This is a genomic window from Streptomyces sp. NPDC037410, assembly GCF_055602235.1.
In genome coordinates, this window is the sequence record NZ_JBVJWR010000003.1 from 404,907 (window position 1) to 418,265 (window position 13,359).

Genomic DNA, 13,359 nt, shown 5'->3' on the forward strand with positions numbered 1-13,359 from the left:
GGAACGACCCCCACGCGCGTGGGGACTACCTCGGCGCGTACGGTCCGGACTGGAGCGCGCTGGAACGACCCCCACGCCGCGTGGGGACTACCACCTGTACCCGGATGACCTGCCGACCGGTTGGGAACGACCCCCACGCGCGTGGGGACTACCGGACCTGCTCGAAGTTCGGCTCGCTGTTGAACGAATGACCCCCACGCGCGTGGGGACTACTCGCGGCTCTGGTCCTCGATCCCGTGCGTCAGCGAATGACCCCCACACCTGTGGGGACTACTGGGCCGTCGGTCAGGGACGCGCCCGTCCCACACTAGCCGACGGGGGAGAAGCGGGCCTGGTCGAACTCCGCCACGTGTGAGTGGGCAGGCTGTCGGCGAGGGTGGCGAAGTACCGCTGGTCGCGCCAGGCTTCGCGGTTGCCGATGACGAAGAGCCGGCGTTTGGCGCGGCTGACGGCGACGTTGAGGAGGTTGGGGCGCGATGCGGCCCAGCTGCGGGCGCCGGGACTTCGGGGGTCGGTGCCAAGGACAAGGATGACTACGTCGGCTTCTTTGCCCTGGGTGGTGTGGACGGTGCCGACCCGGTCGTGGGGGAGCAGTCCCCGGCATGCGGCGCGGGCTCCGGCCACGACGGCCCGGAAAGGGCTGATCACGTAGACGTCGTCGGGCAGGCTGATGCCGTCGGTGTCCTGCAGACGTTCGAGGATCCGGCGCAGTGCCCGGCCTTCTTCCGGGATCCAGTGTCCGTCGGTTTCGGTGGAGGTGACGTCGACCCAGCTGCTGGGCGGGCTGTAGGCGTAGGGTCCGCGGTCCGCGGTGCCGAACACCATCAGGCCGTCGTAGGCGATGGTGTTGCTGATCTCGAACATGGGATCGTCGCAGCGGCGGTGGACCCGCAGCGGAGAACCGACCCAGGTTTCGAGACTTCCGTCGGCCAGCTCGGCCGGCAGAACAGTCCCGTAGAGGTTGGTGCGGTCGGCCAGCTGCTGGACGGACGTCCGCCCGGGCGACCACTCCTCGTCCACGCCGTACTCTGCGCGCAGCGCCTGCTGGGCCGTCCACGGCAACGGCACGACGGGCTCGAGCTGCAGCGGATCGCCCACCACGACGGTGCGCCGGGCCCGCCAGATTCCGCCCACCGCCATCTGCGGGGTCGCCTGGCCGGCCTCGTCGATGAACAGCCACCCCAAAGCCTCCGGACCGAGCCGCCCGAACACACGGTCCAGCGAGGCGAACGTCGTCGACACGACCGGCACCACCATGAACAGGCTCTGCCACGCCGCCCGCAGATGTCCCTGCGGAACCGTTGAAGGCACAGCGCCCGTCACGACGTCCATGGCGCCCAGCAAGTTGCCGTACATGGTGCGCGCGGTGCATCGCAGGAACGCCTGGTGAAGGTGAAGAGCGGCGAGGAACAGTTCACTGCGGGCCAGGGTGACGGCCGTATCGGCCCAGGGCGCGGCCAGTTCCCGCGCCGTGTCATCGCTCAGCCAGGCATCTTCCGGAACATGCCGGCCCCACTGCCTGTGTGCCGCGGCGATGACCTCTTCCACCTCCCGCACACGCCCGTCCGCCGCCTCCTTGGCTTGTACACGGGAGGCGAGCTCGGCCGTAGCGTCACCGGCGGCACGACGAGCGCTGCCGAGCGCGACCTGAGCCGCGTCACGTACCTGGCGGGCCTGCTCGGCCCGTGCGGCGAGTTCCTGCTCCTGACGGTGCCAGTCCCGCGCCGCACGCCCCAGCGTGAACAGGCTCACCACGAAACCGGGCCGACGCCCGAACTGCTCCTGATGCCGCGCCTCAGCCTCACCCACTCGAGCCTGAGCGGCCAGCCACGCCTCCTCGGCGCCCGGCACCAGCCGGCGGCACCGATCCGCCTCGGCCGAGGCCGCCCGCACGTCCGCGGCGGCGGCGCGGGCGGTGTCCCGCGCCGCGGAAAGACCCGCCAGAGCCGAAGCGGCGCTCTCTCGCTCCTCGCACAGGCGCTCGACCTCGGCGAGTGCCTCGGAGAACCGGCCCCGAGCCTCCCGCCACACGCCGCTCTGAGGCGTCTCACGCCACTGCTTCAACAGGTGAGACAGCCCCAGGCCGCTGTCGATCCACGCGTCCTTGCCCCGGCCGCGCGCCCGCGCCCCTCCCACGGGCGGCGCCGGCACGCCGGCGTCGGTCGTCCGGTACTTGCCGTGCCAGAACCGGTTGACGAACTCCATCCTGTTCTTCTTGCTGCCCAGCCTGGCCGCCACAGCACCCCAGGCCGGATCACCCGCAAGGAGCCGGGTGGCCTGCTCGGCGAAGTAGTCGGCCCCCTCACGCCACTGCTTGCCCAAAGCCGCTCGCGCGGGGATCTCGGTGGAGATGTTCTCCACCGCACCGTTGTTCGCCGAGGCCACCACCATCTCGAACCCGGTGAAATCCTCCCGCAGCGGCGTCACCCGACGGGTGTAGTCCCCACTCTTCCACGTCAGCACCGAGGCATCCGCGAACGCCTGCGAAGGCAGCGCAAGCGCGGCCAGCCGCCGGGCACGCTCGACGATATTCGCCGCGAAACAGTCCCGCAGCATCGTGGTCTTGCCCGTCCCCGGCGGACCGTTCACCGCGAACAGCCCGCTCGCCGGGGCGAGCTCCTCGAAGATCGTGTTGACCGCGAACTGCTGGCTCAGCGCCAACGGATGCTCCGGCTCGGCCGGCCACCGCCCCAATGGGGCCGACGACGGGCCCACCGCACCCAGCACGGTCCGCGGACTGTGCCGCACATCGACCCTGCGCCCGACATCCAGGTCCGCGCCCGCAGTCAGATACGCAGCGAGCCCCATACCGGGATCCGCGGTCTCCAGACCGAGGGCAACCCGGTCGAGATCCGCAGCGATGAAGCTGTTGAGGAAGTCCTGCTGATCGGCCTCCCTGGCCCGGTCGGCCCGCACCGGGAGACTGCGGACACGCACGCCGTCAGGAGCAAGAACGTCGGCGACACCCCACGCCTCCGCCACCTCTCGAGCCAAGGCCAGTAGGTCCTTCGCCTCAAGAACCCGCCCGCCCACTCCCTCGTCATCAGACCCATCATCCGCACCGAGCGGCACGTCAACGGGGTCCGCACACCGGTCATCGGGCAGACGCCCGAACTCCGCCGCCCGTGAGCCCCATACCCCCGTCTCCCGGTCGAACCCGTCCAGCCAGCCCGGCACACCCGGACCGGGAGCCAACGCCCGGCCGGTCGCCCACCCACAAGTGGACAGAACCGGAGAATCCAGTAGCAATCGCCCCTCATCGGTCACGGTCAGGGCAAACAGGGCACTCTCGCCGTCCATGCGGCCGTCATGATCCTCACCGCTCTCCCCGAACACCCGCACCAACGTGTCACGGACCGCACTCAGCGAGAACGTCCCGCCGTACACCACGTGCTGCCACACAAAACCCGAATCCAGCGGCGCCGACCGAAGAGGATGCCCCGCCTCCCAAGGAAGCGGCAGATCCACGTCAACCGCCCAGACCCTCTCACGCGAAGCCACCCGAGGAACCTGCTGCGGACTGAACAACTCCACCGCACGCCAAAAACCCACGATGCCAGCCCACCGCCGACGCTCACCCTGCATGACGCCGCTCCCTGATCCGTGGCCTGGCCACGCACCACACCTCCGGCCCACCCTACTCACCACGACACCGGCCCGGCAGACAGCCTCCATACCTCCCCTGGCCAGACGTCCCAAGGCGAAACCCCCAGCACGCACGGACGACGACGCAGCCCAGCACACCCATGCCCTCCGTGACCGCCGGCACAAGAGACCCCTGAGGCGAGGTGCCGTGTGTAGATAAGGGAAGGGAATGCCACCCAGGCGGGAGCGGACCACGACCTGCTGCACACCGCCGGACAGGTGCCGAAGAAACGAGCTCTGAAGAGACCGGGACGGCGCGGAACCGTCACCGCTGAGGGCACTGCGCCTTCGCCGGCGTCAATCTGGGCGAACCGCGCAACGACCACCAGGCCGCTGCCACGCGCGCGGAGAGAAATTTCGTACCCCACACCCGCGAGTAGCTCTCCCACACAGACGGCCCCGGCAAAGGACGGATCGCTTCGGCGAGGCGAGGTGCCAGAGGGCGGACCTCAGCCGCCAGTCACTGGGCGCCCCGCGCTGATCTGCGCCGACCCCAGCCGCCCACCCGGAATCGGAGGGACGTGCTCCAGGGCTCGCTGAGACGATCCCCAACCCGAGGCTTCGTTGTATCCACAGCGGCCCGAGTTCGGCACGGTCATGCCGCGGTGCCAACGTGCCGTCAGGGCCTGCAGCGGGAGACCCCCAGTCACGTGGGGAATATCGGCTGTGGGCAGGGCGGGGGCCGATCTGGGTGGAGAGACCCCCACGTGCGTGGGGAGCGCCGGGCGCGGGGAGCAGACTGCGCGACCTGCGACGAGAGACCCCCACCTGCGTGGGGAGTGCTACGGGATGCTCCGGTAACACTGCCACTTCCAGGAGATACCCCCACCTGAATGGGGAGTTTCCGGTGTCAGTGCGCCATCCGGCGATGGGGGCGGAGAGACTCCCACGCGCGTGGGGACCATCCTGCACGGGGTCGGCGCCTGCTTGCTCATCGGAGATACCCCCGCGGGGACCCCCACGTGTGCGGGGAGCGCCGGGGCTGGCTGTGGCGGGCGCAGGCGGCAGTGGAGGGACCCCCACGCGTGTGGGGACTACCGCTCGCGGGAGATCCGCGCTGTCGGTGGCAAGGAACGACTCCCACGGCGCGTGGGGAATGCATGGAGCAACACCAGCTCCAGACGTGCATCACGGAGCGACCCCCACGCGTGTGGGGAGGCTGCGGGGTAGTGCGGTGGGTGGAGGGGCGCGGAGAGAGACCCCCACGCGTGTGGGGAACGCCCTTGCTGAGTTGTGGGGTTGCCCCCCAGCGGGCCGGTTCCCGTAGTTTACTCACGGATCGCTGTCTTCGGCCTCAGGGTGTGTTGACCGTGGCCGGGTGTAGGGGGATCTCCATGCGCGAGGCGTGGCCGGAGTGAGACAGCCCCACGTGCCGGAGAACGTTTGTGGGCTCTCACGCCGGTCTTGGCGAGGCGGCGTGCCGGTCGGCAGGTACTGGGCACGGCCTGATGATGCGGTTGAGGGTGAAGCTACGTGCCTGCGTCAGGCAGGATTCTGGGCGTTCAATGTGCGTGTTCTGGAGGGGCGTTGGGGGTCAGGGAGGATGCGCGGCGGTCCGGCGGGCTTGATTTGACACCGTGGGGGAAGTTCGACCGCGGCGAGATGGCGGTCTATGCGCTGCTCTTTCATCTGCTGGATGTGGCCGCGGTGGCTGGTGTGGTCTGGGACCGGGTTCTCACGCCGGCGCAACGTGGGCTGATCGCCTGGGGGATGGGGGTGGGCCTGGAAGAGGCGCGCCGTCTGGTGATGTTCTTCTGTGCTCTGCACGATTTGGGCAAGGCATCGTGGTTCCAGCAGCAGGAGGCGCACCCGTGGGCTCGGGTCAGTGACGCGTTGCGGGACGATGCTCGCGGGTGGCGGCGGATGCGTCATGAGCGTGCGTCCATGCACGCGGTGCTTCCGCTGCTGGCCGAGGCGGGATACCGGGCGGATCGTTCGGACAGTCCAGCGGTGCGGGTGGCGCAGATCGTCGGCGGGCACCACGGACGGTTCCTCCAGCTCGACATCGGCGGTGCCGCGCGTCTTTCGCGGACGCAGGTAGTGATGGGCGGCCCGCGGTGGCAGGACCTGCGGCGCCGGTACTTCGCGCTCATCCGGCATCTGACCGGTGCCGAGACGGTGCCCGAGCGGATCTCCGCACCGGCCGCGGTTCTCATCACAGGCGTGGGAGTGATCGCGGACCGGCTGGCCAGCAGCCGTCACTACTGGCTACCCAGAGCCCTGGCGCCCGCCTTCGGTGCGGGGGAGCACTACCGTCGTGCATGCCGCGATGCCCTCCAGCTCGTCGAGCAGGCAGGGCTTGCGCGCGTCACTCTTCCTCCCGCCCCGTTCTCCTACGTCCATCACGGCGTCACCGAACCCAACGCACTTCAGGCGTCGCTGATGGAGCAGCTGCCGCCCCTGGCAGCCGCGAAAGGACCTGGCATCGTTGTGGTCACCGACACCACCGGAGCGGGCAAGACGATCGCAGTCCTGGAGGCGGCACGCATCTTCAACTCCAGCGGCGACACCCAAGGCATCGCCTGGCTCCTGCCGACCACCGCCACCGCTGACGCCGCCTACGACACCCTCGAGAACCATGTCGCCGCGCACCGTCCCGAACACGCCCCGGTCTCGCTGGTGCACAGCCACATCTGGTCCAACCGCGCCTACACCGACCACCGCCTCGCCGGCGCCGAAGGCGAGCTGACCTGTGACGAGCACTGGAACGGCGACGAGCCCGCCGGCACGGCGGGCCAGGGAGAAATGCGGCCTGCTGAACGGGTGACCATGCCCGACGGGTGGCTGCGCGGCTGGGACCGGGCACTGCTCGCCCAGTTCACCGTCGCCACGCACGACCAGGCCCTGATGGCCGCCCTGCCCGTGCGTTTCAGCGCGCTGCGCATGCTCGCCTTGTCAGGACGCACGGTGGTCGTGGACGAGGTCCACGCCATGACACCGTTCATGCTGCAGATCCTTCAGCGCCTGCTGGAATGGCTGGGCGCTCTCGGCTGCCCGGTCGTGCTGTTGTCCGCAACGCTGCCTGCCGCCGTCACCGACACCCTTGTGCGCCACTACCTGACCGGCGCCGGCCGAAAGCGCCGCGATCTGCCCGCACACAGCTACGCACCCGCCTACCCGGGATGGTCCTTCGCCGCCGCCACCGACGCCTCGGCCACCCACATGGACCCGGACGCCACCCGCCGCCACGCCCAGGCACACCGCCGCACCGCCCGGCTGCAGATGATCCCGGTCCGGCACCACTCCCATACCGACCCCGACGACGCCCCTGCCCGCGAAGAGCGCCTTGCATGCATCACTCGGGTGATCGGGCCCGTCGCCGAGCGGGGCGGATGCGCGCTCGTGGCCTGCGCCACCATGGACGAAGCGCAGCAGATCTTCCTCCACCTGCAACGTCACCTGACCTGGCCGACCGACGACACCCTCGTCCTGCTGCACTCCCGGCTGCCCGAGCACGAACGCGAAGACCTCGTCCGACGGCTGCGGCAGCGCCTGGGGTCCGGGCGCGCACCGGGCGAACATCTCGTGGTCGTCACGACCAGCATCCTTGACATGAGCCTCGACATCGACGTCGACGTCATGATCAGCGACCTCGCCCCGCTGAACATCCTCCTGCAGCGCCTGGGCCGCCTGTGGAGATTCGAAACCCGCTGGACCGACGGCCCGGAGCGCCGGCGGGCCTGGCTGCGCGGCACCGTTCCCGCCCTGCACGTCCTTCAGCCCACCGACCACAAGGGCCGCACCCGCATCCCGGCGGCATGGCGGACCCTGCACCCGGCCCACCTGCTGCACATCACCGCCGACACCCTCCACCCCACCACCGCGCAGGGGCGCCTGGTCACCCTCCCCGACGACGTCCAGGCCCTCATCGAGACCTTCCACGACCGCACCGCCGGCGAAGCGGACGACGCGCAGCCGCTCACCGCGCGCGAGAACGCCTACCACGAGCGGCGCCGCCGCGAGGAGCACCACAGCGCCCTGCACCTGGCGCCCGCGCCCCGCCACACGATGTCGCTGGCCGACCTGCATCGGCAGGACCTGCATGCCCGCGAGGCCGTCACCCGCCTGGGCGTCATGCCCCGCCGCCTTCTGCCCGTCTACCAAGGACCGAGAGGCCGGCTGTTCCTGGACGCGGCCTGCACCCGCCCGCTCGCTTTGGACCGCAAGCCGAATGCCGCGGCCATCCGCGCGATCCTGCAGCACACCCTGCCCGTCCCGGCACCCTGGATCACCGGCCACCGCCGTCCGCCGGAGGCATGGAAACACAACGCCCTGCTGGCCGACCTCGCCCTGCTGCCTCTTAACCCCGCCGACCCTGACACCGGGGTCCGCTTCGCGAACCACACGCTGAACGTCAGACCCGTGCTCGGACTGACCGTCGACCGCCACCGGCCACTTCCCTGAACTCGCCTCCTGGGAGCCGCCTCCCGGAACCGAGGTTCCACCCCAACTGGCATTACCGGAACCGAAGTTCCAACCAACTGGCCAGTAATTGAAAGGTGATTGACACGGTCTGAGAAGCGCCCCGGCTATGCCTATTATTGGACAGCGAAGGCGCACCACACACAGGCCTTTTCGCATTCCGTCATGCTGGGCACTGAGCGCCGCAACCCGGATCACCCACCATGTCACCCCCCGGCACTTGCTGCCGCAGCCGCTCCATGACGAGCGGTCACCCCTCCACGCGCCGAGCCCAACCGCTTTCCCGAGGGCAGCGTGTACATCCCCATCCTTACGCTGCGGCTTTGCCGTGCCCGAATCGGAACCCAACTCCTGTGCCTGAAGACTTATTTCCCACCGACCAGCGTCCCTGCATACCTGTCCGATGGACATCGGGACGCCAAGAACTGCTCGGCTGGCGCGACGTACTCCTGCACGCGCACGAGATCGAAGACCTGGTCCTACCGCTTCCCCCGGCCGCCTCCGGCGTCTTACGCATCCTGACCGCCATCACCGCCCGGATCACCGACCTGGACGACCCGGAGATGAGCGCCAGCGAATGGGCCGAGCGCCGGCACGAACTCCTCACCTCCCGCAGAGGCTTCGACCCCGACCGTGTCCACGCCTACTTCGACCGCTACACGTGGAACCTGTACGACCCGGACCGGCCCTTCCTGCAAGACCCCCGCCTGGCCGAGCAGTGCCCCACACGCTCCGGAGTCAACAAACTCGCCTTCGGCCGCCCCGAAGGCAACAACCTCGGCTGGCTGAGCCCCCACAGCGACACCGACCCGCAGCCCCTGCCCAGCGCCCACGCCCTGTGGCACCTGCTCATCCACCACTTCTACGGCGCCTCGGGACGCTGCACCCCACGCACCGTCGCCGGCACCACCAAAGCCGACGCCAAAGCAGGACCGCTGCGCTCCACCGTGTCCTTCCACCCGCTCGCCGCCACCCTGTACGAAACACTCCTCGCCGGCCTGCCCAAACCCTCCCACCAGTGGCCCGACGCACCCGACGCCTGCCCCTGGGAAGAACCCCTCCCAGGCCCGCTCGGCCCGCCGGCGCCCGTGACCTGGCCCGGCCGCCTGCTGACCGGCCGCTCCTGCCACGCGCTGCTCCTCATCCCCGACCACGACGGCAGCCACACCATCGACGCCTACGTCACCTGGGCCACCCAGAGCCCGCTGCCCGCGCTCGACCCCTACCTCCTGCACGACCTCACCACCACCAAGGGCACGCCCGTCACCCGCCGCTACCGGCCCCGTCCCGCGGACACCGACCGCGCCCTGTGGCGAGACCTCGACGCCCTCCTGCTCGCCGGAGACGAAACCTCCCGCACCCACCGCCCCGACGCATTCACCACACTCAACGACCTGCCCCCCGACATGCGAGCCCGCCTGCGCGTGCGCGCCCACGGCTTCGACCAGGACCCGAAAACCGTCAACAAGACCTGGTACACCGCCCTGACCCCGCCGATCTGGCCATGGATCCAGGACAACGACCCAGGCGCCGCCGAACGCCTCGTCGAGTGCCGCATCGCCGCAGAAGCAACCGGCACCCTGCTCGACCAGGTCTCCCGCAACGCCTGGAAGACGGTCAACAGCAGCCCCATCGCCCGACTGCCCAAGACCCTCACCCCCTGGACACGTCAGGCGCGGGCCACCTACTGGCCCCAGGCGGAAACCACCTTCTGGAACCTGCTCGACCACCCCGACCAAAGCGCACGCACCGCGTTCGTCACCGACGCCGTCCAAGCCCTGCGCACGGCCACCCGACCCGCCCTGCACCAGCAGTTCCGCGCCGCCGAAGCCATCTCCCGCGCCATCGGCGAACTCAGAGCCAGCTCCCGCCGATAGCCGACCACACCCGTACCGAAGGCACCTCCATGCCCACCACCGCGCAGCGCCGCGCACACTACGACACCTTCGTCACCCAAGTAGTCGACCTGTGCGCCACGAAACCCATCCGCAACGACCTCAGATCCGGACGCGGACGCCCCGCCGAAGAATGCGACCGGATGCAGCCCCACCTGATCCGCCACATCGCCGGATACGGAGCACGCCGCGCCCACTACACCACCGCGAGCCTCATCTCCCTCCACCGCGACCTCGACACCCCCTACATCCCCGACCGGCCCGCCCGGCGTACCGCCTCACCTGACGCCGATCCGGCCGCCGGCCCGAACCCGACCGGCCACACCCAGGTCAGTACTGGGGGAGAAGACAGGCTCACCCCCGTCCGTGCCGGGAGGCAGGCCACTGCCGCCTCCCTGGAACACGCGGAGGCCCGCACGTGGAGGGCACGCCCCAACCTCGGCGCCAGCCTCGCGCTCGCGGTCAGCCGGCACGGATTCGATCAATCCCGCATGGCCGACCGCCTCAGGCTTCTCACCCGCCTGCCCGCCAGCCAGCTCCACCCCCGCCTGTGGTCACTGACCGCCCACCTGCACGCCCGTGACGCCGCCCGCCTGGACTTCGCCGTCCTGCTCGAAGACCTCGCCTGGTGGGACGACGACCGGCCCCAGATCACCACCCGCTGGCGCGAGTCCTACTTCCTCACCCTCCACACCCGCACCGACACCCTCGACGAGGACGACTGACATGACCCCCTACGCCCCTGCCCGGTTCATCGACCTGCACGTCCTGCAGCCCGTGCCGGCCTCCCTGCTCAACCGCGGCGAGGACAACGAACCCAAGACCCTGATCTACGGCGGCGTGATGCGCTCCATGGTCTCGCCCCAAGCATGGAAGCGCGTCATCCGCCTGGACATGGAGCAGGAACTCGGCGAGCACGCTGTACGCACCCGCAACCTTCCCCTGAAAGTGGCCGAGACCCTCACCCAGGCCGGCTGGCCGACCGAACTGGCCGCCTTCGCCGGCGCGCAGGTCGTCCGCTCCGCCAGCACGAGCGGCCTGAAGATCGAAACGGCCCAGAAAGGCATCACCTCCGCCCTCCTCTACATGCGCCGCGACAGCCTCGACCAGCTCACAGACCTGTGCCGGGAGCACCGCCAGGCCCTTGAAGAAGGATTCGCCGAGCAGCAGGCCACCGCGACCAAGCAGGAGGGAAAGAAGACCGATAAGAAGGACGCCACCCCCGCCATCCTGCCGACCAGGGAAGTCGCTGCGGTCATCAAGCAGCGCACCGCCACTATCAACCTCTTCGGCCGGATGCTCGCCGAAATCCCCGGCGCCGGCATCGACGGAGCCGTTCAGATCGCCCCGGCCTTCACCGTCCACCCAAGCGACCCCCAGCCCGACTACTTCACCGCGGTCGAGGACTGGTCACTTCCCGGACAGAGCGGCAGCGCACACCTGCAGACCGGCTTCTTCACCACCGGCGTCCTGTACCGCTACACCACGGTCAACCTCACCGAACTCACCGCCAACCTCGACGGCGACCACGAACGAGCCCTCCACCTCCTCAGCGCGTACGCCCGCACCTTCATCGAGAGCCTGCCGCAGGCCAAACGCACCTCCACCGCCCCGCACACCCTGCCGCACCTGGCCCACTACACCGTCCGCGACCGGCGTCCCGTCTCCTACGCGGCAGCGTTCGAACGGCCCGTCCGCCACGCCCCCGGCGGCGGACACGCCCGGCCCGCCACCGAAGCCCTCGCCGACTACGCACGCCAGATCAACCGGCTCCTCGGCACACGCCACCTCATCGCCGCAGGCCACGCAGCCTTCCACAACACGCCCCTCGACCATCTCGGCACCGCTCACGACTCCTTCGACACCCTCGTCGACGCCCTCACCGAAGCCGCCGCCAAGGACATTGCGTGAACGGACTCATCCTGCGCCTCGCCGGCCCCTGGATGTCCTTCGGCGAGCACGCCGCCTTCACCCACCGCGACACCCTGCCCTTTCCCACCCGCTCCGCCCTCATCGGCCTGTTCGCCGCAGCCGAAGGCAGACCCCGCGACAGCGCCCTCACCCCCGACCCCGACACCGGCCACCACCCCTACAGCCGCATGGTGTTCACCGTCCGCATCGACCAACCCGGCCGACGGCACACCGACTTCCACACCGCCGGCGGCGGCCGCGCCCACAAGGAAGGACTGCGCACCAGCAGCGGCACCTACCGGGCACAGAACAAGTCCACCCTCGTCACCCGCCGCATCTACCTCACCGACGCCACTTTCACCGTCGCCGTCCAAGACCCCGACACCACACGGCTTGAGGAACTCGCCGCCCGGCTCGAACAGCCCGCGTTCGCGCCCTACCTCGGCCGGCGCTCCTGCATCCCCGACGATCCCCTCCTCCTCGGTGCCCTGCACTCCGACCCGATCGGCGAGCTCCGCGAACACATCCCCCTCACTCTCAACGACCCACCCCGCCATGGACAAAGCACCGTGCCCGTCGGCTTCGTCTGGGAACAGCCCCCCGCGCACGTCCCCGCCGCCCAAAGCCACCTCGAAATCGCTGACGTCCCCCTCGACTTCACCCCCGCCCGGCGCACCCACCACACCCGCCGCGTCTGGCGCACCACCGAACTTCTGCCCGCCCACCTCTACGCCCCCCACCCGCTCGCAGCGCTCACCCGCTACCTGAACCAGGCCAACCCATGACCACCACCACGCTGACCCGCATCCATCTCAACCTCGCCAGCCCCCGCGCCCGCCGCGACCTGGCCGACGCCACCAGCCTCCACCGCACCGTCATGCTCCTCGCCCCAGACGACCTCGGCCCCCATCCACGCCACCAGGCCGGCCTGCTCTTCCGCCTCGAACGCACCCCCACCGGCACCACCCCGCCCACCCTCCTCATCCAGACCCGCCACCACCCCGACCTCACCCGCCTGCCCGCCACCTACGGCACCGCCCAGACCCGCAGCCTCGCCCCCACACTCGACGGCCTCACCCCCGGCCGACAGGTCCACTACCGCATCACCGCCAACCCCACCGCCCACCACCGCCGCCACGACGAAGACGGCCGCCCCCTCCCCGGCAACTACCGCAAGCGCACCGCCCTCACCGGCGACCAAGCAGCCGCCTGGTGGCACCGCCGTGCCACCGGGGCCGGACTCACCCTCCACACCGCCCACACCACCCCCCTGCCTGCCGCCAGCACCCACCCCACGACACCCGACACAACCCACCAGGACCGCCCCACACCCCGAGCTCAGCACGTCCTCGTCCGCTTCGACGGCCTGGCCACCATCACCGACCCCGACCAGCTTCGCGACGCCCTCCTTACGGGCATCGGCCGCGCCAAGTCCTACGGAGCCGGCCTTCTCTCCCTCGCCCCCGTTTGACTCGCCACGACCTCA

General features: G+C 70.0%; 7 protein-coding genes. 6 read left to right on the forward strand and 1 reads right to left on the reverse strand.

Annotated elements, in window-relative coordinates; genetic code table 11:
* Positions 1 to 285: 285 nt before the first annotated feature.
* Entirely contained in the window at positions 286 to 3,585 is a 3,300-nt protein-coding gene (locus ACZ7HT_RS07270; RefSeq protein WP_471160970.1) for a DEAD/DEAH box helicase, read from the reverse strand.
* A 1,533-nt stretch (positions 3,586 to 5,118) separates the two neighbouring features.
* Between ACZ7HT_RS07270 and cas3 the strand changes: the two genes are divergently transcribed.
* The 6 genes from cas3 (at position 5,119) to cas6e (ending at position 13,344) form a co-directional block, all read left to right on the forward strand.
* Positions 5,119 to 8,049 carry a CRISPR-associated helicase Cas3' gene (gene cas3, locus ACZ7HT_RS07275; RefSeq protein WP_471160973.1) on the forward strand — a complete coding sequence of 977 codons (2,931 nt, stop codon included), beginning with the start codon at positions 5,119 to 5,121 and terminating at the stop codon, positions 8,047 to 8,049.
* A 371-nt stretch (positions 8,050 to 8,420) separates the two neighbouring features.
* A complete protein-coding gene (gene casA, locus ACZ7HT_RS07280) occupies positions 8,421 to 9,944 on the forward strand; it encodes a type I-E CRISPR-associated protein Cse1/CasA (RefSeq protein WP_471160975.1) in 1,524 nt (507 codons plus the stop codon).
* Positions 9,945 to 9,973: 29 nt separating this feature from the next.
* A complete protein-coding gene (locus ACZ7HT_RS07285; protein ID WP_471160978.1) occupies positions 9,974 to 10,687 on the forward strand; it encodes a type I-E CRISPR-associated protein Cse2/CasB in 714 nt (237 codons plus the stop codon).
* Between the two features lies 1 nt (position 10,688).
* Complete coding sequence (cas7e, locus tag ACZ7HT_RS07290; protein ID WP_471160981.1) at positions 10,689 to 11,873, forward strand: type I-E CRISPR-associated protein Cas7/Cse4/CasC; 1,185 nt, start codon at positions 10,689 to 10,691, stop codon at positions 11,871 to 11,873.
* Positions 11,870 to 12,658: a type I-E CRISPR-associated protein Cas5/CasD gene (cas5e, locus tag ACZ7HT_RS07295; protein WP_471160984.1), complete on the forward strand. Its 789-nt coding sequence runs from the start codon at positions 11,870 to 11,872 to the stop codon at positions 12,656 to 12,658. Before cas7e ends, cas5e begins: the two co-directional genes overlap by 4 nt.
* On the forward strand, positions 12,655 to 13,344 hold the full coding sequence (cas6e, locus tag ACZ7HT_RS07300; protein WP_471160988.1) for a type I-E CRISPR-associated protein Cas6/Cse3/CasE: 690 nt from the start codon (positions 12,655 to 12,657) through the stop codon (positions 13,342 to 13,344). Before cas5e ends, cas6e begins: the two co-directional genes overlap by 4 nt.
* Positions 13,345 to 13,359 lie beyond the last annotated feature (15 nt).

Excerpts from the sequence above, each read along its gene's own strand:
- ACZ7HT_RS07270 (WP_471160970.1), bottom strand. The coding sequence starts at position 3,585 with ATGCAGGGTGAGCGTCGGCGGTGGGCTGGCATCGTGGGTTTTTGGCGT.
- ACZ7HT_RS07285 (WP_471160978.1), top strand. The coding sequence starts at position 9,974 with ATGCCCACCACCGCGCAGCGCCGCGCACACTACGACACCTTCGTCACC.
- cas7e (WP_471160981.1), top strand. The coding sequence starts at position 10,689 with ATGACCCCCTACGCCCCTGCCCGGTTCATCGACCTGCACGTCCTGCAG.
- cas6e (WP_471160988.1), top strand. The coding sequence starts at position 12,655 with ATGACCACCACCACGCTGACCCGCATCCATCTCAACCTCGCCAGCCCC.